The organism is Olsenella uli, assembly GCF_901212675.1.
Lineage (GTDB): Bacteria > Actinomycetota > Coriobacteriia > Coriobacteriales > Atopobiaceae > Parolsenella > Parolsenella uli_B.
This window is the reverse complement of record NZ_CAAKOQ010000030.1, coordinates 1-17,917: the sequence shown is the minus strand read 5'-3', so window position 1 is coordinate 17,917 and position 17,917 is coordinate 1. Positions and strand designations below refer to the sequence as shown.

The window sequence follows — 17,917 nt, the reverse complement described above, 5'->3', positions numbered from 1 at the left end:
GGTGGCGCTCGCGTCCTCGGCCCTCATGGCCCTCGTGCTCGCCGCGTCGCTGGCCGGCGCGTGGCTCTGGTCGGCGCGCGGGTATGCCTCGGAGGCCGACGCCGCGCTCCAGCAGGCCGCGGGACAGTCGCCCGCGGTGGGGGACGGCTCCTCGGCCGTGGCGGTGGCCGGTCCCTACCCAGTCGTGCGCCTCTCGCTGGCGGGCGGTCCGGCGACCGACGAGACGGGGGCGCTCTCCGCCTTGGACGCCGCCGCCCTGGCCGCCGCCGTGCCGGAGGGCGCCGCCTCGGGGTCCGTCACGGCCCTGGGGCGGGAGTGGCGCTTCGAGCGCCTGGACACCGGCTCCGTCGCGGGCGGGTCCGGCGCCGAGTCCTTCTCCGCGGGCGACGGGTCGGGCGGCTCCGTTGTCCTCGTCGACGTGACCGCGGCGTCCTCGGCCCTGCGCTCGCTCGTCCTCGCCCTCGCCGCGGCGTGGCTCGCGAGCTCCGCGCTCGCCGCCCTCGCGTGTCACGCCCTCGCCGCGCGCGCCCTTGTCCCGGCGGCCGAGGCCTGGGAGTGCCAGGAGCGCTTCGTGGCCGACGCCTCCCACGAGCTCAAGACGCCGCTCGCCTCGATGTCGGCCACGCTCGACGCTCTCACGGCGAGCCCCGGCCGCACCGTCGGCGATCAGGCACGCTGGACGGGCTACCTCAGGCAGGACCTCGACGAGATGGACGGCCTCGTGCGTAGGCTGGTCGAGGCCGCGCGCGGGCCGGTCGCCCCCGGGGACGGCACCTGCGACGCCTCCCTGGTCGCCTCGGCGCTTGTCGGCAGGCTCTCTGCCCGCGCTACCGCGCGCGGGATCACTCTGTCCTTGTCGGTCGCGACCGGCACTGCGGTCGCCTGCGGCGCGGACGACCTTTCGGCTATCCTGGGCGAGCTCCTCGCCAACGCCATCAAGTACACCGACGAGGGCGGGTCAGTGCGCATTGCCGCCGCCCGCCGCGGGCGGCGCGTCGCGGTCTCGGTGTCCAACACCGGCCCCGGGATCGCCCCGGCCGACGTGCCCCGCGTCTTTGACCGCCTCTGGCGCGGCGACGCCGCCCGCACGCGCGGCCCGGTCGCGGAGGGCTACGGCCTCGGCCTCGCCATTGCCCGCCGCCGCGCCGAGGCCCTCGGCGGCTCCATCTCCTGCGAGAGCGACCCCGGCCGCCTCACCACCTTCACGCTGGAGCTCCCGGCGGGGTAGCGGATGCCATCGAGCATCGATGCGGCCGGCATGTGCCCGGCGGACGCGACCAGGTCCCGCGCGCTCCGGGCTTATTTCATCTCTCTCGAAAGGCCGACGCTCATACTATGCCGTCGCAACGTTATCTGGGCCAGAGGGGAAGGAGGGGCGGGGATGCTCGGAGGCTCGATCGGCGAGGACGAGGTACGGGAGACTCCCCCCCCCGCTTCGTTCGGGCCCGACCGGGATACCGCGACCGCGGCAAGCTATTCCGCAGTGATGACATACTTCCGGGCCGTTATTTGCCCGTTTGAGGCCCTCTCTCAGTACAGGCCCGAGAACGAGAACCTTGCCATCGGGTCAGCACCCTTGAACTCGATGTAGAACACGTCGACCTGCCGGCGGTCTTCGTCGATTGCGTAGTAGAGGGTGAACGGTGTTTCCGGGATAGGCAGCTGGCGGCATGTAATCGGCGGCCGTGCTGCAGGGTAATCCGGGTCATAGACGGTGCCAAGCGCGGGGTACTGGGAGAGCAACTCCCGATATTGCTCGAGCTTCGCGAGCACGCGCTCCGAGTTGACCTTTTCAGCTATGAAGTCGAGGACGCTGTTGGCGAGGACGGCTTGATACGGAGCCATCGCTACCAGCCCTTCTCAGCGCGGATGCGCGCTAGTCCTTCTTTCGCGTCGGTCACGTTGCCGCGCTGGAAGTCCTCGATGCCGCGCATGATGCCGTCGTACACGCGCGTCTCCCGCTCGCGGGCTTGCTCGCGGAACGACATGGCTCGTTCGAACGCCTCGGCATCCATCACCACGACGCTCGACTTTCCGTTGCGGGTAAGGTACAGGGGCTGCTGCGTCTCGTGGAGCTCGGAGATGATTTCGCCGGGGCGGCGTGTGAAGTCCGCGATGGACGTCATGGCAGGCATGGGGCCTCCTTTGCATTGAGCGGCGTTTGGATAACTATAGCAGTGAATCTGCTGCGAATTATAAGTTAATCGGAATGGAGATGCATCTGTTTGCATTTGGAAGCATGGGAACGGTTCTAGCTACATCTCCCTATCGGACCTGAATCCCCTCGACGATCAAGTTCGCGACGATGAGCAGGACCACCTCGGCCATGTCGGTCCCCATGGGGGCGAATGCCGCGATCAGGGTCCCGAAGACGAAGCCCATCCGGTCGAACGCCTTCGCCTTGGCCCGGTTCGCGATAGTCACGTTGCGTTCATCGTTCCGCTCGATATCGAAGATGAGACGAACGATACGGTTGACTGTCTCTTTTGGGGCGCATGATGCGGCTGGCTGTCTTCGGGACTTTCCGCGGTGCGAGCGGGTAGAAGGAGCGCTGATGTCGGCGTCTACGCGGTGCGGGGCGGGCCTGCGGGCCCGGGAGATCGAGACAAGGGATGATCGACATGGCGTCCATAGCTGTCAGGCGAATCTACGATACGGTGGTGGACGAAGACGGCGACCGCATCCTCAACGATCGCCTCTGGTCACGCGACATCTCGAAGGAGCGTGCCGCGTTTGCGGGGTGGGACAAGGACGTCGCGCCGTCCCCGGAGCTCCGGAAGTGGTTTGGGCACGATTCTCCGCGGTTCGCGGCGTTTTCTGTGCGCTATCGGGACGAGCTGATTTCCTCTCCCGCTGCCGAGGTGCTGGCAGTTCGGTGTCGCGAGCAGCTGGAGTGCGGTCGGAACGTAACGCTGCTCTACGCGGCGAAGGGTTCCGCCTGCAACCATACGATCGCTTTGAAGGACTGGCTGGTGGAGCGGCTGGGATGCTGAGAAGCAAGCGAGGTGGCGATTTCCCCACCGGTTACGCTAGATTCTTCTCGTTTGTACCTCGCTCGCAGTCTCCGAGCGAACGAGCTCGGCAAGCCCCGCATATCCAAGCCGCCCGCCGCGCCGAGGCCCTCGGCGGCTCCATCTCCTGCGAGAGCGACCCCGGCCGCCTCACCACCTTCACCCTCGAACTCCCAGCGGGATAGGGGCAGCGCCTCCCGACCCTGGGAGAGTTCGCGTCTCAATCAGCTAATGACTTTCTTCTTTCTCATATACCTGTTGACACAACACACTATGTAAAGCATAGTGTAAGACGGTGACGGGTATTACAGCGAGCGAGATGAGGTGACGCGATGGACCCGCAGATGAAACGCGGCTTCGTGGAGGCGTGCGTGCTCGCCTCGGTATGCGGGGGCGAGTCGTACGGCTACGAGATCATCCGTAACGTGCCCCAGGCGCTGGGGCTCACGGAGTCGACGCTCTACCCGGTGCTCAAGCGCCTTGAGAGGGCCGGCCAGGTATCCGTTCGCTCGGCTGAGCACAACGGGAGACTCCGCAAGTACTACCTGGCCACGGAGGCTGGGCGCGAGGCGCTCGAGCGGTTCCGGGCGGAGCGCGCAGAGGTCCGGGCGGTCTACGACTACATCGAGACGGCAATCACGACTGATGGAACGAGGGGGCAATCATGACGAAGGACGAGTATCTCTCCGAGCTGAGGGCGGGGCTTGCCGCGTTCTCAAAGGACGAGGTTGATCGCGCGGTCTCCTTCTACGAGGAGATGGTCGATGACCGCGTTGAGGCGGGCGTCTCCGAGGAGGAGGCCGTCGGGTCGCTCGAGCCCCCGGCGGAGGCCGCGGCGCGCATCATCTCCGAGATGCCCGCCGTCCCGCGGGCGGCGGCGCGGCTCAGGTCGCCCGAGACCCCGAGGTCGTGGTCTGTGGCGTTCATAGTGGCCGTCGTGATCGGTTCGCCCGTGTGGATTCCCCTGGCCCTCGGCGTGATCATGGTGGTCGTCGGATGCTTTATAGGCCTCTTCGGTCTGCTTGTGGCTGTATGGGCTATTGCCGCGTCGATGTTGCTCGGGGCTCCCATCGGCCTGTTGTACCTTGTGGCGGGCGTCAAAGCGGGGAGCGTCGCCGGCGCGCTGATGGGGCTTGGCTGTGGCGTCGCCGTTACCGGCGTGGGGGTTCTCGGCATCCATCTGGCCGTCGTCGCTTCGAAGCTGCTGGTCAAGGCAATCGTCTGGTGCGCCCGCGCCGTCGTGTCCCCCTTCGTCCGCACCGGGGTGCCCCGGTGGGAGCGGAGCTCCATGCATCCCGCCTGGAGCCTCGTACACCTCGTGGCGGCAATCATGGTCGGCGTGGGACTCGTGTCGGGCCTTGCCGGTTGGGGCTGTACGGGCTTCGACTCGGCGTCCGCCGCGTCCGAGTTGTCGCGGACGACGGCGTCGGCCAACGAGTTCACGAATCCCCTCGGCTTGCAGCTGTTCTACGCTGGTCCTGAACCGGATTATTCACAGAGCTAGTCGTGGCCTGATGGGACGGGGTCCGTCCTGATTGGTTGCGCCACTGCGGGCGATTGCGAACGCCATCCCGTCTTGGCTGCCCGGAAGTGTGTATCGGCTCGATGGTAGAGTCCTCTATGAACACAAAAGCAGAGATGCTATTACCGCTCCGGGGCGCCCTGCGTGCCGGGGCGGTTTTTCTGTCTCTGGAAACGCCTGATGAAGGTTGAGGGATGGCGCCTGTTCGAGCTCGGCCCGCGCCATCCCTCCCGAGAGGGGCTGGCCGCCTCACGACCTTCACGCTGGAGCTCCCAGCTGGATGACAAATCGACCCGATCGATTTGTTACCCGAGCAACGGCATCAACCGCGCCCATGCCTCGCCGACGAACGTCGCTGCTGCACCATCCTCGTCCCCATGGACGAGGACCCACTCGAGCATGGTGAGCGCGCTCGAGGCGTAGAGCTTCGCGAGTAGCTCGATGGGGACGGTGGACGCGCCGCCTTCGGCACCCTCGTCACCCGCAACTCGCTCCGCAAAGCCCTCCTCCAACAGCTCACGGAACTGCGCCGCGAGGTCGGCTTCGGGAACATGGATGGTCAGTAGGCAGGACAGCTCGTCGCGCTCGCTCGCGAACCACGCGTACGCCCCACCGACCACCGTTGCTACGTCTGCAGTCGTCGCGAACCGCTCGGACATCATGGTTCTCGCGCGGGCCATGACCTCACCGACCAGGCAGCTCAGCAGCTCGTACTTGTCCTCGTGGTGGTCGTAGAACGTCGAGCGCCCCACGCGGGCGCGGCGGCAGAGCTCGCCGACCGTCACGCGTTCGAACCCGCGCTCGCGCACGAGCTCGAAAAAGGCAGCGCGAATGGCCTCCTCCGACTTCTCGGTTCTGAGATCACCCACGTCTACCTTCACATCCAACCAATCTCAGACAAAGTGTCCGGTAACCTACACCCCATACGATACTGCTTGTGGCCCCTCTGCCGTCCCAGCGCGAGAATCTCCCAGAAAACCAAGACCGCACCCATCAGGAGGCACCATGTTCCACGCATACACCGGGGACGAGCAGTTCGACCTGCAACTTAATCGCTTCACCCATCCCGAGCTTGACCCCTCGGTCGAGAACGACCTTGCCGAGGTTGTTCCCCGGCTTCACACCGCTCGGGACTGGTATCCCCGCTGGTCGGAGTTCGCCCGCCGGCGCGAGGCCGCCGGCGACCACGCCATCGCCTCGGGCTACTGGGGCGCTGCGGCGTTCTACGAGCCGCTTGACTCCGAGACGGAGCGCACGGCCGTCGCGGGGTTCCGCCGCGAGTTCTACGCCGGGTGGGACGGCCCCGAGCTGGAGCGCCTGGAAGTCCCCTACGCGGGGTCGAGCCTGCCCGCCTTACGAATCCGCACCGCCGCCGAGCACTCGGCGGAGCCGCTCCTGCTGTTCGGCGGGTTCGACAGCTATATGGAGGAGATGGCGAGCTGGTCGCGCGCGCTGGGCGACTGCGGGCGCGACGTCGTCATCTTCGACGGGCCCGGCCAGGGGACGGCGCTCATGCGCGGCCTCGCCATGCCGCTCGCTTGGGAGCGCCCCGTGGGGGCAGTGCTTGACGCGCTGGAGATCGAGCGCTGCGCCGCGATGGGGATGTCGCTCGGCGGGCTGCTCGTGATGCGCGCAGCGGCGTTCGAGCCGCGCATCACGCGCGCCGTGGCGATGGACGTGTTCTATCGGATGTTTGACGCGCTGGAGATTCGCCTGCCCCGGCCCGCGGGCACCGCACTCGAGGCCCTCGTGCGGTGCCGCGCCTCAGGCGTGATCGATGCTGCCGTAAGCCGCCTCGCGGCGCGTGACCACGACATGGCATGGAAGCTACAGCAGGCCCTGGCCATCACGGGGACGGACAGCCCGCACGAGCTGCTCTACGAGCTCGAGCGCTGGAGCTTCGCGGGCCTGGGCCCGCTCGTGCGGCAGGACGTGCTGCTCTTCGCGGGCGAGCGCGACCAGTACGTGCCGCTTCGGCGGCTCGGCCAGGTGGCGCGCGAGCTCGTGAACGCCAACAGCGTGACGACGCGCGTCTTCACCGATGCCGAGCACGCGGCGGAGCACTGCCAGGTCGGAAACCTCCCGCTTGCCTTCGGCGTCGTGCGCGCCTGGCTGGACGAGACGGAGGGGCGCCTGCCGTAGCGCTACGGGACAAAGCAATCGATGAGACAAGCAGCCGTATCGGTTATCTTCATCCTGCCTACTTTGACGGTTTGGGTGCCTTCGCATATGGAGCCTTCGGACGAGTCCGAAGATGCTGGTTGGGATGAATGGCCGGAGGACCTCTGCGGTGATGACGACCTTTCATTCTTCCTAAATGATGAAAACTGGTTGCCCGAAGGAGATGAATACAGCTTCGAGAGATGGTTCATCCCTCAGTTTTGGGTGGAAGAAAAAGAGGACAAGCAACCAGAAAAGCGTGGTTGTGCGGGTGCGTGAGTCAAGATTTCGCGTACGACTCGGTTAGTACGCACTCTATAAAAACAACTGTGCCCGACACGAAGTCGGGCACAGTGTCAGTGACGCGGCCTATGCGATTGCCTTGCCTTACAGCCTTTCCATTCGTGTTTCGTCCCGCCAACGCTTCAGATGCGGGAGCAGTGTCGCCCCAAGCGAGACGGCCTCCTCGCGCGAGATTCCCTGGGCCTCGGCTGTCAGGTCCGCTGTCTGCTCGATGAACTCGTCCATGTCCACGTTCTCGGCCGTGAAGGCGCCGTGGTCGTAGCACCACTTGCAGTAGTCGGCGCTCTCAGAGCCGTCGGCTTCGGTGCCGTGCAGCTCATGGCTGGGAATCGGCATGCCGCAGCACTGGCAGTAGTGGTTCACAGGCATGTCGAAGAATCGCTCGAGCGGCACGTTGAAGGTCACGCAGATGAGCTTGATCATGTCGATGCCTGGCGTCGTCTCTCCGCGCTCCCAGCGCGAGACAGCCTGCCTGGTCACAGAGAGCTTGCGGGCCATCTCCTCCTGCGTCAGGCCGGCCGCGGCGCGGATCTGCGTGATGGTGTTGCTCATGGTCATTGGTGCTCCCGTCATTAGAGGTGTACGACGCTCTCATTGTCCCGGGCGCGTTGGGGAACCGTCAAGAAACGGATGGTTGCGTGGCCTGCCGCCTACTTTAGGACTCGTGGATACGGAGAGAGGAGGCTTCAATTGATTGACGAAACCCGTGAAAGGTCAACCGTGTCTCTATTGTGTCAACTGGCAAGCGCCGTGATACTTGACCCAGGGGCCGGTCCTCCCGCCATTTCCAACGAGGAGGAGCCATGAGGAACACGAGCATCGCCGAGAACATCGCCGCGGGGCGCAGGGAGCTGGGCGTCACCCAGGCCGCGCTCGCCGAGCGGGTTGGCGTCACGAAGGCCGCGGTCTCGAAGTGGGAGAAGGGCCCCGTTGACAGTCCATCGATTCAGGGCGGTGCCGGGCGTTCGGTCATCGCGCTGATACTCGCGTCCACGGCCCTGCAGGCCTTCGCTTTCGCGGTCCCGGGGGATGTCCTTACCCTGGCAGCTCGCGGTGGAGGGAGGGGGCTTCCTCCCTACGGGCATGCGGCGTTGGCTACTGACGGCACATCACAAGAAGGGCGGGCTTGAAGCCGTAGCGCTCGTAGAAGCGTTCGGCATCGTTGCCGTAGACGACCTTGAGGTCGATGGCCGTTGCTCCGTTCGACTCGAGCGTTTGGATTGCCCAGGTCATGAGGGCGTCGTCAAGGCCGTAGCCACGATGGCCGTCAAGTACGTCGAGTTAGTCGATGTGGCCCTTGGGCGCTTCCAGGTCTATCTTGCAGAATCCCACAACCGTCCCCGACACCTCGACGACAGCGCAGCGGCTGGCGCCCGAGGCGAGCCCTTCGCCAAAGCGAGAGAGCGTCTCAGCGAAAGGCCTGGACGGGAACGTTTCCGAGAAGTACATGCTTACGGCATTGTGGTGCTCGGCAAGTGCCTCGAGGCACGGCTCGAGGGCATTTACCTCGCAACAGTTGATCTCACGTATCAAGACATGCCCCTTCTCCTGAGGTGACTATACGACGCATTCGGCGATGTGCGTGTCGTGTTCGCCCCTTGCTTGCGATTCCCCTATTTGTGGTACGGCTCACCGCGCGAGATCTTCTGCGCGCGGTAGAGCTGCTCGAGCAGCACGACGCGCGCGAGGTTGTGGGGCAGGGTGATGGGGCCGAACGAGAGCGTCTCGACCGCGTGTCTGCGCACCTCCTCGCTCACGCCGTCGGAGCCGCCAATCACGAAGGCGAAGTCGCTTGAGCCGCGAAGCGCGAGCTCGTCGAGGCGACGCGACAGCTCCTCGCTCGAGCGCTCGCGCCCGCCGATGTCGAGCAGCATCACGTGCGTGGAGCTGCCCAGGGAGTCGAGGGTGCCGCAGATGGCTGCGCCCTCCTTGACGCGCGCGGTCGCCACGCCGCCGGCCTTGGCCGGGTCGATGTCGGCGACCTCGCGCACGGTCGTCCTCGCATAAGGCTGCAGGCGCTTGAGGTACTCCTCGCAGGCGTCTTTCCAGAACCGCTCCTTCAGCTTGCCCACTGCTACGACGGTAAACCTCATGCGCGCCCTTTCCCCTCGACAACGGTGCCATTGTGACAGAGCGCAGGCAGGCTGTCGGCCGGGTGTCACCCCACGTAGCCCACGGGCGCGATGAGCCCCGACGCGGCAAGCGACACCGCGAGTCCTCCGATGACCTCGCCCTTGAGGAAGTCGACCCTGTGGCGTCCGACCTTGCGGTACTCGGCCTCAAGATCTTCCGTTCCAGGCAGACGGTAGCCCCAGCCCCGGCAGAACCAGAGCGTGTCGATGATGAGCGCGTCCCGGAGGTTCACGGCGGACCAGAGGCCGAGCGACCAGGCGAGGGCACTGGCGGCGTCGCGCGCGCCGGCGAGCCTGGACGCGGTGGCCAGTGCCGTCGCGATGACGAACGCCGCCGCAATCTTGCGGCCCACGGTCTTCGCGTCCGTGGGGATCTGTTGCGCGTACTCGGGCCTGGCGCGCATACGCTCCTGCACCGCCGGCGGGTAGGTGCGGAATGAGACGACGGGGTCATGGTGTCGCGATGCCAGGATTGCTGCCGTGAAGAGCGCGCGGCAGACGGTCGCCTGGACGATGAACGTCAGATGGGGGAGTGCCATGTCGGGCTCCTATCTTTGTCGCTCTCTCGGACAACGTGTCGTATCTGGTTTGGGTGCCGGGGGTGCTGCAGATAAGGCGTACATGCAGTGAATACGAAATCTCTTCATCAATATTTGAAATGTTTGCCCTCCCGTTGTGTCATAGGTGACAGTTTTTGGAGTCAGTCAATCTTAGCTATCGAAATGATCGCTCATGGCAAGTATTCTTGTGACGCACTTCTCCGCCACGGGTGCCACGGTACGCGCGGCCAAGGCCGTGGCCGAGGAGCTGGGTGCCGACCTGGCTGAGGTCAGGCCGGCCACGCCCTACACGGCGGCAGACCTCAACTGGAACGACAAGCATAGCCGCGGCACGCGCGAGGCGAATGACAGGGGCGCGAGGCCCGCGCGTGGGCGAGAGGTCTGGGGCTCTCGCTGTGGATGACAGAACCGTCATCGATGCGTAAGCCGAGGTATATGGAGCGGGCGTCGCGTGTGCTGGAAACTTGGGACAACCGATGGGGCCCTGTTGCCCGGGAAGGAGGTCGGGATGTCCATGTCAATCACTGCGGCGATGCGGCGGCCGCGACTCGTCGAGCTCGAGGGTAACCTTCGCGTCGACGAGCGCGTCGCCGAACCTGCGAGGGCAATGCTCTCCGCCTGCCGCGCGGCCGGTCTCGACCCGCTTGTCACCTCTGCCTATCGCAGCTCGTCGCGCCAGGCCTGGTTGCTTGTGCGCAAGGTCGGGGCGTTTCTGCTGCAGGGGCGCTCGCCCCTGCGGGCATGGCGTCTGGCAAGGAGCCTTGTGGCGTTGCCCGGGACGAGCGAGCACGAGCTGGGTGTCGCGCTCGACATCTGCTCTGCCAGGGGAGAGGCCGTGGCGCACGCCGAGGTGCAGGCGTGGCTCTCCGAGAACGCCTGGCGATTCGGCTTCGTCCAGCGCTACCCGTCGGGGAAGTCCCACGTCACGGGTTTTGCGCACGAGCCGTGGCATTACCGCTTCGTGGGGCCCGACGCGGCCCTCGACCTCCGTGGCTCGGGTCTGTGCCTCGAGGAGTATCTGGCGGGGATTCGCCGTCTCAGCTTCGCGTGAGGAACAGGGCGCGCCGATGCCACTACGGTTTAGCGTGGTTGTGGTGGGTGTTGCTGCCCTCAATTGCGAAACCTTGGCCAATTCGCCCCGTCTCCAAGCAAAACTATTCCGTTATCTAGATTTTTCACGCCCACCGCTCAGTAGCGGGGCGCCCTCAGCACTTTAGTTAGAGCATCTAGCAGCGGCTTTATAAAATGCCACATCTTGGCTACTCTGCAAGGTGGCATAGAAATCTAGATAACGGAATAGTTTTGTCTGGGCGGGGAAGCGGGGCACGCCAAGCCACCCTCACTGCCGGATGAGGACCCGCCCTGTCCACTAGAAATCTTGCAAGCTGGCGACGTGGCCTTCGTGCGTATCCCCTTGTACTTGAATTGGATCCCCGCGCGCCCGCACGTTTCCTAGATGTGCCCGCCGTTGAGCCACCCCTGCGCGGCCTGGTAGACGCGGGCCACGTCCTCGGGCCGGTCGGTGCCGAGAAGGTCGAGACTCACGGTGCCGCCGGCTTGCGTGCGCACGAAGCAAGCTATCGATACGAGCGCCGCAGGCCCTCAAGGTCGGCCGGGTCAACGCCAAGGTTCTCGCCCGGCACCGCAGGCGCCAGCTTGTCCGCCTCGAAGAGTGCGGCCATGTCGCTGATCTTCCAGTTGTTACCGCGCCTCTCGAAGCGGTAGACGAACCGCATGAGCGAGGTCCTCACAGCCGCTTTGCCGTGGACGCGAATCCAGTGGTTGGTCTCGACAGACAGCTCCACGTTAGCGTGTCGGCCGCGCAGGTGGACGTTGGGCGCGCTGCTGCGGTTCGTGATGAGCCCGTCGGGCGAGGCCTCGGCGCAACGATGCCCCGGCGCCAGAACGCTGTCACCAAAAGAACGCGCCCGGGAGGCGGGGAGCCTCCCGGGCGCGTCATGCTTGCTAGTAGGTCATGCCCATGGCCTCGCGGACCTCGGCCAGGGTGGCCTCCGCTATCTCGTTGGCCTTGCGGTTGCCCTCGTGCAGCACGTCCTTCACGTAGTCGAGGTCGTTCTCGTACTGATGCCGGCGCTCGCGGATGGGCGCGAAGTACTCGTTCACCGCGTCGGTCACGAACTTCTTGAGCGCGCCGGCACCCGCTTCGCCGATCTCGTCGGCAATCTCGGCCTCGCTCCGGCCGGTGCAGATGGCCGCCGTGGAGAGCAGGCCCGAGACGCCTGGGCGATTCTCGGGGTCGAAGGTGATCTTGCGCTCGCCGTCGGTCTGGCTCTTCTTGATGCGCTTGGCCGTCTCCTCGGCCGTCATCGAGATCGAGATGGCGTTGCCGTAGCTCTTGGACATCTTGCGCCCGTCGAGGCCGGGCAGAAGCGGCGTGTCGGAAAGCAGGGCGTCCACCTCGGGAAACACCTTCCCATAGCGCTTGTTGAAGCGACGCGCGATCTGGCGGGTGAGCTCGATGTGGGGCAGCTGGTCTCGACCGACCGGCACCACGTTGCCCTTGCAGAACAGGATGTCGCACGCCTGGTGCACTGGGTAGGTGAGCAGAAGTCCCGTGAGCTCGTGGCCCGAGGCCTCCATCTCTGCCTTGACGGTGGGGTTTCGCTGCAGCTCGGCCTCGGAGACGAGCGAGAGGAACGGCAGCATGAGCTGGTTGCAGGCCGGCACCGCCGAGTGGCAGTAGATCATGGTCCTGTCCGGGTCGATGCCGCAGGCGAGGTAGTCCATGACCATGTTGTAGACGTTGTCCTGGATGTGCTCGGTGGTGTCGCGGTCGGTGATGACCTGGTAGTCGGCGATGAGCACGTTGGTGCGCGCGCCCAGGTTCTGCAGCTCGACGCGACCGCGCAGGGTGCCAAAGTAGTGGCCCAGGTGCAGCCGGCCCGTGGGGCGGTCGCCGGTGAGCATGACGTACTTCTCCGGGTGGTCCTTGAGACCCGCCTCGATCTGGCGGCTGCGCTCGAGCGCGACCTCGTAGCTTCCCTCGTTGGGCATGGTTCCTCCTGCGTGTGGACGTGTCGGGCGGGGACCCGGCAGCTAGGTTAAACCGTTCCATGATACGGCAACGGGTTTTGGTGGTGTTGGGGGAGGAGAGCGCGTGGGTGCCGTACGTGTTGATGCCAGGGCGCGCCTTGTCGGCGTCAACTGCCGCCCGCACCCCTCTTGCCGGGCCGCTCGTCCGCAACCGTCACGTTCGCCGGCCCCTCCCGCGCCGTCATGTGGAGCGCCTGTGGGGCTTTTGGCAGCCCGGCGCCGCCGCGTGGGCCTGCCTCGCCCAAGCCTTCCCGCGCAAGGACCCAATAAGGCCCCATGAGCTGCGGAAACACAAGATATGGTAGGAATCGATTTATCCACACCATGCAAGTTGTATCTTTGGAGGAAAGGCCGCCCAGAATGTCAAGACTGGATTTGCCGGACGGTTCGCGTAGCATCATCTTTGTAAAGAGAAATGGCACATACGCCATATGATGCTTGTTACATTTGATATGACCCCAACATCTTGGGGTCGCTCGCACGAACTCATGCCCCGCCCCGCGAGGCTCGCACGGAAGGACTTGCCATGAAGATCGTGAAGCGCAACGGCTCCGAGGTCACGTTCGACGTCAACAAGATCGTCTCCGCGATCGAGCGCGCCAACGTCACCGTGCCGCCCGAGCAGCGCCTGCGCCACGAGCAGGTCGTCGACGCGGCCGACGTCGTCGAGGCCGAGGCCCAGGCCTGTGGCCACACGGTCACTGTCGAGGAGGTCCAGGACATGGTAGAGGACCAGATCATGGCCAAGGGCGCCTTCTCGGTCGCGCGCAACTACATCACGTACCGCTACGTGCAGGGCCTCAAGCGCCAGTCCAACACCACCGACGACAAGATCCTGTCCCTCATCGAGTGCAACAACGAGGAGGTCAAGCAGGAGAACTCCAACAAGAACCCCACGGTCAACTCCGTGCAGCGCGACTACATGGCCGGCGAGGTCTCCAAGGACCTCACGATGCGCATGCTGCTGCCCGAGGACGTGGTCGAGGCCCACGACGAGGGCATCATCCACTTCCACGACGCCGACTACTACGCGCAGCACATGCACAACTGCGACCTCGTGAACCTCGACGACATGCTGCAGAACGGCACGGTCATCTCGGGCACGCTCATCGAGAAGCCGCACAGCTTCTCCACGGCCTGCAACATCGCCACGCAGATCATCGCGCAGGTGGCCTCCAGCCAGTACGGTGGCCAGTCCATCTCGCTCACGCACCTGGCGCCGTTCGTCGACGTCTCGCGCAAGAAGATTCGCCGCGAGGTCACGCGCGAGCTCACCGAGCTGGGTGTCGACGCCAGCGAAGACAAGGTGCGCGAGGTGGTCGAGGGCCGCCTGCTCGAGGAGATCCGCCGCGGCGTCCAGACCATCCAGTACCAGGTCGTGACCCTCATGACCACGAACGGCCAGGCGCCCTTCGTGACCGTCTTCATGTACCTCAACGAGGCGCGCGACGCTCAGGAGAAGCACGACCTTGCGCTCATCATCAAGGAGACGCTTCGCCAGCGCTACGAGGGCGTCAAGAACGAGGCGGGCGTCTGGATTACTCCGGCGTTCCCCAAGCTCATCTATGTGCTCGAGGACGACAACATCGAGCCGGGCCAGAAGTACTACTACCTCACGCAGCTTGCGGCCAAGTGCACGGCCAAGCGCATGGTGCCCGACTACATCTCCGAGAAGAAGATGAGGGAGCTCAAGCTCTCCAAGGGCGAGACCGCCGGTAACGGCGACTGCTTCACCTGTATGGGGTGTCGCAGCTTCCTCACGCCCGACCGCTCGGGCAACGGGTTTGACAACGTGGCGCACGCCAAGAACTTCGTGCCGGGCAAGCCCAAGTACTATGGCCGCTTCAACCAGGGCGTGGTCACGATCAACCTGCCCGACGTGGCGCTGTCGTCCGGCGGCGACATGGACAAGTTCTGGAAGATCTTCGACGAGCGGCTTGAGCTCTGCCACAAGGCGCTGCGCTGCCGTCACGAGCGTCTCAAGGGCACGCTGTCCGACGCCGCGCCGATTCTCTGGCAGTACGGCGCGCTGGCCCGCCTGCCCAAGGGTGCCCCCATTGACCCGTTGCTCTACAACGGCTACTCCACCATCTCGCTTGGCTATGCGGGGCTCTACGAGTGCGTCAAGTACATGACCGGCCACTCGCACACCGACCCCGAGGCCACGCCGTTTGCCGTGTCGGTCATGCAGCGCATGAACGACAAGTGCGAGGAGTGGAAGGGTGTCGAGAACATTGACTACTCGATCTACGGTACGCCGCTCGAGTCCACGACGTACAAGTTCGCCAAGTGCCTGCAGCGCCGCTTCGGCATCGTGAAGGGCATCACGGATCACGGCTACATCACCAACAGCTACCACGTCAACGTGCGCGAGAAGATCGACGCGTTCACGAAGCTCAAGTTCGAGAGCGAGTTCCAGCGCCTGTCGCCGGGCGGTGCGATCAGCTATGTCGAGGTGCCCAACATGCAGGATAACCTCGAGGCCGTCATGAGCGTGCTGCACTACATTTACGACAACATCATGTATGCCGAGCTCAACACCAAGAGCGACTACTGCCAGGTGTGCGGCTACGATGGCGAGATCAAGATCGTGGAGGACGACGGCAAACTGGTGTGGGAGTGCCCGCACTGCGGCAACCGCGATCAGAGCAAACTCAATGTTGCGCGGCGTACCTGCGGGTATATCGGCACTCAGTTTTGGAACCAGGGCCGCACGGAGGAGATTCGCGACCGCGTGATGCACCTGTAGGTCCCTGCTGGGGGACGCTCGGGACGCCTGCGCTCGGGGTCACTTTGCCTTGCAAAGTCCCTTAGCCCCTCACTTCGGTGTCCCGCGCGTCCTTTGGTGCTGTCTACTGTGCTTGGCCGGTGGCATCCTCTATGCGTCCCATCGGGTTCTTGTCGGCTTGGGCTGGTTTGGTCTTGAATCCAATGCTGCCCAGCCTCTTAGCCCCCGCAACCAGCCCCAGCCCAGTCTCTGAGCCCCCCCCTGCAGCCCAAGCCCAAGCCCAAGCCCAAGCCCAAGCACTGTCTCTTCGTTGGAGCATTCCATGAACTATGGCACCATCAAGTATTGCGACATCGCGAATGGGGTTGGGGTGCGGACGAGCCTGTTCGTGTCGGGGTGCCGGCTGCATTGTCCGGGGTGCTTCAATGGCGAGGCGCAGGACTTCGGCTTTGGCCTGCCGTTCGAGCGCTCCACTGAGGACGCCATTCTCGACAGCCTGCGGCCGAGCTACATCCGGGGGCTCTCGCTTCTGGGCGGAGACCCCATGGAGCCCGAGAACCAGCAGGTGCTCGTCGGCCTCGTTGAGCGGGTGGTGCGCGAGCTTCCCGAGAAGGACATCTGGTGCTACTCGGGCTACGTCTACGACCGGGATTTGGTGCTGGGCGGCTCGCATTGGCTTGAGGGCGTGACGGACCGCCTGCTCGACTGCGTCGACGTCCTCGTGGATGGTCCCTTCGTGCAGGCGCAGAAGGACATCACCCTGCGCTTTCGAGGGTCGTCCAACCAGCGGCTCATTGACCTTGCGGCCACGCGTGCGACGATAGGGGAGGACGGAGTGCCGGCAGGCGGCATCATCGTCCCCTGGGCGGACGAGACCGTCTTCGCCACCCACACAATGAACTAAGGCACCGGTGCGCTTCGGCTCAAAATGAATAATCAACACGCATCGCATTGTGCCGGTGGCAGGCATGTCGACTTTTCAACAATCAAAGATGTAATTGGTAAGCTGCGGTCTTACTGCCTTTCAACATCCGACCATCCCGTATGACTCTTTGTCGACAATCTAAAGCGCCCATTCTGCACAGAGCGCCCCATTTTTGTCGGCGGCTTGTCGGGTCTGTGTCTGCGGGCGCCCGAGAATTTGGGATTTATCCTGTGGCTGTCCCTCGGATGTCCCATGCTGTTCCCATGAAGCTGACACTGTGCGACATAACGGCGCTTGACTACTGGAGGCGGGCCTCGACCCCCTCCCTCTATGGCCTTTTCTCGTCTTCGGTCTCGTTCGTTCCCGCTGACATGCTCGAACAGGCCTGGCCCTCCCGGTGGCGTTCCCTTCCCAGCAAGGCCCCGGATCGCGATGCCATCGAAAGCCTCATGAGGCTCGGGGTCATCGAGGATGGGTATGACGTTCACGTCCTTGTGGGTGACATGGATTCCAGAAGGCGCCTGCGGGGAGTCGTGTGTCACCTGAACTCGCGCCCTCTTCCTGCCGGCTGCCTCTTTCCCGTCGTCTGCAGAGGGAAGGCAATCGATGGGCTATCAGTCTGCTCGCCTGAGCTCGCCTTTCTTCAGGCCTTGTCCCGCCTGACGCGTGCCGAGTCGCTCCAGCTTGGACTTGAGCTGTGCGGAACCTTTAGGCGCGCCAACGGAGAGGTCGTCTATGGATGCGAGCCGATAACCAGTGCCCATGCCATTCGACGCTCTGCTGCCCTGTTCGATGGCTTCCGCAACGTCAAAGCGCTGCGAAGCGTTGCCAAATACGTCGCCGATGGATCTGGGTCACCAGCTGAGGCCGCAATCTATTGCTCGCTCATCTTGCCTGCGCGGTATGGCGGTTCCGGCTTTGAGATGCCGCTCCTCAATCACGAGTTTAGCCTCAACACTGAGGCTGCGACCCTGCTGGGGAGGGAGACCATAACCCCCGATATCTATTGGGATGGGGTTGCTTTCGAATACGACAGCCTGACGTTCCATTCTCTCCAGGAGCAGCAGGAGTATGACGAGAGGCGCAGGAACGCCTATGCGGCGATGGGCATTCCGGTGGTTGTCGGCAGGCCGCGACACCTGAGGAGCGTCGTCAGGTTTGAGGCCATAACGGGTGCGCTTCGCAGGAACCTAGACAAGCGCGTGTATAGGCTGCCCTTGGACTATGAGTCAAAGAGGGCCCACCTGTTGTCCGAGCTCTTTGGCTACTGGATGCATCGAAACGAGTGGTCAGACCCGCTTGTTCATTTCTGAGCTGCGACCCCCTTTGCTGGTTTTCTGCGTCTAAGCGGCTTGATTCTCATTGCTGCATATTAGAGGCCAGCTCTTTGTGGGACAAGGCGGGCCTTTGCCCGGTTGGAAATAGGATTTGCCTTTGACGTATGTTGGGGGGTGATTGGGCGCTGTGCGGTCTAAGCGGTTTTGTATGGCTTCTTTCATTTGGATATTTTGGGTGTGCGGTT

22 protein-coding genes and 1 pseudogene are annotated in these 17,917 nt (G+C 64.3%); 12 read left to right on the top strand and 11 right to left on the bottom strand.

All coding sequences use genetic code 11. From position 1 onward, the window contains the following. On the top strand, positions 1 to 1,228 hold a 1,228-nt coding region (locus tag EFAMC1_RS03560), incomplete at its 5' end, for a sensor histidine kinase (protein WP_154052956.1). A gap of 302 nt (positions 1,229 to 1,530) precedes the next feature. Here the strand turns inward: EFAMC1_RS03560 and EFAMC1_RS03555 are convergent. From EFAMC1_RS03555 to EFAMC1_RS03545, 3 genes are all read right to left on the bottom strand, one after another. Then, positions 1,531 to 1,845 carry a hypothetical protein gene (locus tag EFAMC1_RS03555; protein WP_154052955.1) on the bottom strand — a complete coding sequence of 105 codons (315 nt, stop codon included), beginning with the start codon at positions 1,843 to 1,845 and terminating at the stop codon, positions 1,531 to 1,533. A gap of 2 nt (positions 1,846 to 1,847) precedes the next feature. Beyond that, entirely contained in the window at positions 1,848 to 2,135 is a 288-nt protein-coding gene (locus EFAMC1_RS03550) for a type II toxin-antitoxin system Phd/YefM family antitoxin (protein WP_154052954.1), read from the bottom strand. A 130-nt stretch (positions 2,136 to 2,265) separates the two neighbouring features. Next, on the bottom strand, positions 2,266 to 2,424 hold the full coding sequence (locus tag EFAMC1_RS03545; protein WP_187324539.1) for a hypothetical protein: 159 nt from the start codon (positions 2,422 to 2,424) through the stop codon (positions 2,266 to 2,268). A 188-nt stretch (positions 2,425 to 2,612) separates the two neighbouring features. On the opposite strand from EFAMC1_RS03545, the gene EFAMC1_RS03540 reads away from it, so the two are divergent. From EFAMC1_RS03540 to EFAMC1_RS03530, 3 genes are all read left to right on the top strand, one after another. Beyond that, positions 2,613 to 2,993, top strand: a complete 381-nt coding sequence (locus tag EFAMC1_RS03540; RefSeq protein WP_222838633.1) for a DUF488 domain-containing protein — start codon at positions 2,613 to 2,615, stop codon at positions 2,991 to 2,993. Between the two features lie 350 nt (positions 2,994 to 3,343). Then, positions 3,344 to 3,679: a PadR family transcriptional regulator gene (locus EFAMC1_RS03535; protein WP_187324538.1), complete on the top strand. Its 336-nt coding sequence runs from the start codon at positions 3,344 to 3,346 to the stop codon at positions 3,677 to 3,679. Further along, complete coding sequence (locus EFAMC1_RS03530) at positions 3,676 to 4,515, top strand: DUF1700 domain-containing protein (RefSeq protein WP_154052953.1); 840 nt, start codon at positions 3,676 to 3,678, stop codon at positions 4,513 to 4,515. The genes EFAMC1_RS03535 and EFAMC1_RS03530 overlap by 4 nt, the downstream gene beginning before the upstream one ends. 323 nt (positions 4,516 to 4,838) lie before the next feature. Here EFAMC1_RS03530 and EFAMC1_RS03525 read toward each other — a convergent pair whose 3' ends face one another. After that, positions 4,839 to 5,414 (bottom strand): TetR/AcrR family transcriptional regulator, encoded by a 576-nt coding sequence (locus EFAMC1_RS03525; RefSeq protein WP_261981750.1) that lies wholly within the window; start codon positions 5,412 to 5,414, stop codon positions 4,839 to 4,841. A gap of 124 nt (positions 5,415 to 5,538) precedes the next feature. Here EFAMC1_RS03525 and EFAMC1_RS03520 point away from each other — a divergent pair, with 124 nt between their 5' ends. Beyond that, positions 5,539 to 6,675: an alpha/beta fold hydrolase gene (locus EFAMC1_RS03520; RefSeq protein WP_154052951.1), complete on the top strand. Its 1,137-nt coding sequence runs from the start codon at positions 5,539 to 5,541 to the stop codon at positions 6,673 to 6,675. Positions 6,676 to 6,696: 21 nt separating this feature from the next. Continuing rightward, positions 6,697 to 6,972 carry a hypothetical protein gene (locus EFAMC1_RS03515; RefSeq protein WP_154052950.1) on the top strand — a complete coding sequence of 92 codons (276 nt, stop codon included), beginning with the start codon at positions 6,697 to 6,699 and terminating at the stop codon, positions 6,970 to 6,972. A 108-nt stretch (positions 6,973 to 7,080) separates the two neighbouring features. Here EFAMC1_RS03515 and EFAMC1_RS03510 read toward each other — a convergent pair whose 3' ends face one another. Then, positions 7,081 to 7,548 (bottom strand): zinc ribbon domain-containing protein, encoded by a 468-nt coding sequence (locus EFAMC1_RS03510; RefSeq protein WP_261981749.1) that lies wholly within the window; start codon positions 7,546 to 7,548, stop codon positions 7,081 to 7,083. A gap of 251 nt (positions 7,549 to 7,799) precedes the next feature. Between EFAMC1_RS03510 and EFAMC1_RS03505 the strand changes: the two genes are divergently transcribed. Further along, on the top strand, positions 7,800 to 8,126 hold the full coding sequence (locus EFAMC1_RS03505) for a helix-turn-helix transcriptional regulator (RefSeq protein ID WP_154052948.1): 327 nt from the start codon (positions 7,800 to 7,802) through the stop codon (positions 8,124 to 8,126). Here the strand turns inward: EFAMC1_RS03505 and EFAMC1_RS03500 are convergent. The 4 genes and pseudogenes from EFAMC1_RS03500 to EFAMC1_RS03485 all read right to left on the bottom strand — a co-directional run. Beyond that, positions 8,092 to 8,259 (bottom strand): annotated as a pseudogene (locus EFAMC1_RS03500) (GNAT family N-acetyltransferase); the annotation flags it as partial. The gene EFAMC1_RS03505 and the pseudogene EFAMC1_RS03500 sit on opposite strands and share 35 nt — an antisense overlap. Before the next feature lie 18 nt (positions 8,260 to 8,277). Continuing rightward, a complete protein-coding gene (locus tag EFAMC1_RS03495) occupies positions 8,278 to 8,529 on the bottom strand; it encodes a hypothetical protein (RefSeq protein WP_154052946.1) in 252 nt (83 codons plus the stop codon). Positions 8,530 to 8,609: 80 nt separating this feature from the next. Continuing rightward, complete coding sequence (locus EFAMC1_RS03490; protein ID WP_154052945.1) at positions 8,610 to 9,089, bottom strand: 23S rRNA (pseudouridine(1915)-N(3))-methyltransferase RlmH; 480 nt, start codon at positions 9,087 to 9,089, stop codon at positions 8,610 to 8,612. A 65-nt stretch (positions 9,090 to 9,154) separates the two neighbouring features. Beyond that, entirely contained in the window at positions 9,155 to 9,667 is a 513-nt protein-coding gene (locus EFAMC1_RS03485) for a hypothetical protein (protein ID WP_154052944.1), read from the bottom strand. A 193-nt stretch (positions 9,668 to 9,860) separates the two neighbouring features. On the opposite strand from EFAMC1_RS03485, the gene EFAMC1_RS03480 reads away from it, so the two are divergent. Continuing rightward, the gene (locus EFAMC1_RS03480) at positions 9,861 to 10,091 is read left to right on the top strand and encodes a flavodoxin (RefSeq protein ID WP_154052943.1); all 231 of its coding nucleotides are present in this window, start codon (positions 9,861 to 9,863) and stop codon (positions 10,089 to 10,091) included. A 105-nt stretch (positions 10,092 to 10,196) separates the two neighbouring features. Next, positions 10,197 to 10,739: a D-alanyl-D-alanine carboxypeptidase family protein gene (locus EFAMC1_RS03475; protein ID WP_154052942.1), complete on the top strand. Its 543-nt coding sequence runs from the start codon at positions 10,197 to 10,199 to the stop codon at positions 10,737 to 10,739. Between the two features lie 526 nt (positions 10,740 to 11,265). Here the strand turns inward: EFAMC1_RS03475 and EFAMC1_RS03470 are convergent. After that, positions 11,266 to 11,424 carry a hypothetical protein gene (locus EFAMC1_RS03470; RefSeq protein WP_222838632.1) on the bottom strand — a complete coding sequence of 53 codons (159 nt, stop codon included), beginning with the start codon at positions 11,422 to 11,424 and terminating at the stop codon, positions 11,266 to 11,268. Between the two features lie 229 nt (positions 11,425 to 11,653). Beyond that, positions 11,654 to 12,703 (bottom strand): tryptophan--tRNA ligase, encoded by a 1,050-nt coding sequence (gene trpS / locus EFAMC1_RS03465; RefSeq protein WP_154052941.1) that lies wholly within the window; start codon positions 12,701 to 12,703, stop codon positions 11,654 to 11,656. Between the two features lie 565 nt (positions 12,704 to 13,268). Between trpS and nrdD the strand changes: the two genes are divergently transcribed. The 3 genes from nrdD to EFAMC1_RS03450 all read left to right on the top strand — a co-directional run bounded on the left by nrdD (position 13,269) and on the right by EFAMC1_RS03450 (position 17,708). Then, positions 13,269 to 15,491 carry an anaerobic ribonucleoside-triphosphate reductase gene (gene nrdD / locus EFAMC1_RS03460; RefSeq protein ID WP_154052940.1) on the top strand — a complete coding sequence of 741 codons (2,223 nt, stop codon included), beginning with the start codon at positions 13,269 to 13,271 and terminating at the stop codon, positions 15,489 to 15,491. 301 nt (positions 15,492 to 15,792) lie between these two features. Continuing rightward, entirely contained in the window at positions 15,793 to 16,374 is a 582-nt protein-coding gene (gene nrdG / locus EFAMC1_RS03455; protein ID WP_154052939.1) for an anaerobic ribonucleoside-triphosphate reductase activating protein, read from the top strand. 284 nt (positions 16,375 to 16,658) lie between these two features. Further along, positions 16,659 to 17,708, top strand: a complete 1,050-nt coding sequence (locus tag EFAMC1_RS03450; RefSeq protein WP_154052938.1) for a hypothetical protein — start codon at positions 16,659 to 16,661, stop codon at positions 17,706 to 17,708. The last annotated feature ends 209 nt before the right edge of the window (positions 17,709 to 17,917 follow it).

What these genes read in the sequence shown, in the direction of transcription:
- EFAMC1_RS03555 (WP_154052955.1), bottom strand. Translation starts at nt 1,845, where the DNA reads ATGGCTCCGTATCAAGCCGTCCTCGCCAACAGCGTCCTCGACTTCATA.
- EFAMC1_RS03550 (WP_154052954.1), bottom strand. Translation starts at nt 2,135, where the DNA reads ATGCCTGCCATGACGTCCATCGCGGACTTCACACGCCGCCCCGGCGAA.
- EFAMC1_RS03540 (WP_222838633.1), top strand. Translation starts at nt 2,613, where the DNA reads ATGATCGACATGGCGTCCATAGCTGTCAGGCGAATCTACGATACGGTG.
- EFAMC1_RS03535 (WP_187324538.1), top strand. Translation starts at nt 3,344, where the DNA reads ATGGACCCGCAGATGAAACGCGGCTTCGTGGAGGCGTGCGTGCTCGCC.
- EFAMC1_RS03530 (WP_154052953.1), top strand. Translation starts at nt 3,676, where the DNA reads ATGACGAAGGACGAGTATCTCTCCGAGCTGAGGGCGGGGCTTGCCGCG.
- EFAMC1_RS03520 (WP_154052951.1), top strand. Translation starts at nt 5,539, where the DNA reads ATGTTCCACGCATACACCGGGGACGAGCAGTTCGACCTGCAACTTAAT.
- EFAMC1_RS03515 (WP_154052950.1), top strand. Translation starts at nt 6,697, where the DNA reads ATGAGACAAGCAGCCGTATCGGTTATCTTCATCCTGCCTACTTTGACG.
- EFAMC1_RS03510 (WP_261981749.1), bottom strand. Translation starts at nt 7,548, where the DNA reads ATGAGCAACACCATCACGCAGATCCGCGCCGCGGCCGGCCTGACGCAG.
- EFAMC1_RS03505 (WP_154052948.1), top strand. Translation starts at nt 7,800, where the DNA reads ATGAGGAACACGAGCATCGCCGAGAACATCGCCGCGGGGCGCAGGGAG.
- EFAMC1_RS03490 (WP_154052945.1), bottom strand. Translation starts at nt 9,089, where the DNA reads ATGAGGTTTACCGTCGTAGCAGTGGGCAAGCTGAAGGAGCGGTTCTGG.
- EFAMC1_RS03485 (WP_154052944.1), bottom strand. Translation starts at nt 9,667, where the DNA reads ATGGCACTCCCCCATCTGACGTTCATCGTCCAGGCGACCGTCTGCCGC.
- EFAMC1_RS03480 (WP_154052943.1), top strand. Translation starts at nt 9,861, where the DNA reads ATGGCAAGTATTCTTGTGACGCACTTCTCCGCCACGGGTGCCACGGTA.
- EFAMC1_RS03475 (WP_154052942.1), top strand. Translation starts at nt 10,197, where the DNA reads ATGTCCATGTCAATCACTGCGGCGATGCGGCGGCCGCGACTCGTCGAG.
- EFAMC1_RS03470 (WP_222838632.1), bottom strand. Translation starts at nt 11,424, where the DNA reads ATGCGGTTCGTCTACCGCTTCGAGAGGCGCGGTAACAACTGGAAGATC.
- trpS (WP_154052941.1), bottom strand. Translation starts at nt 12,703, where the DNA reads ATGCCCAACGAGGGAAGCTACGAGGTCGCGCTCGAGCGCAGCCGCCAG.
- nrdD (WP_154052940.1), top strand. Translation starts at nt 13,269, where the DNA reads ATGAAGATCGTGAAGCGCAACGGCTCCGAGGTCACGTTCGACGTCAAC.
- nrdG (WP_154052939.1), top strand. Translation starts at nt 15,793, where the DNA reads ATGAACTATGGCACCATCAAGTATTGCGACATCGCGAATGGGGTTGGG.
- EFAMC1_RS03450 (WP_154052938.1), top strand. Translation starts at nt 16,659, where the DNA reads ATGAAGCTGACACTGTGCGACATAACGGCGCTTGACTACTGGAGGCGG.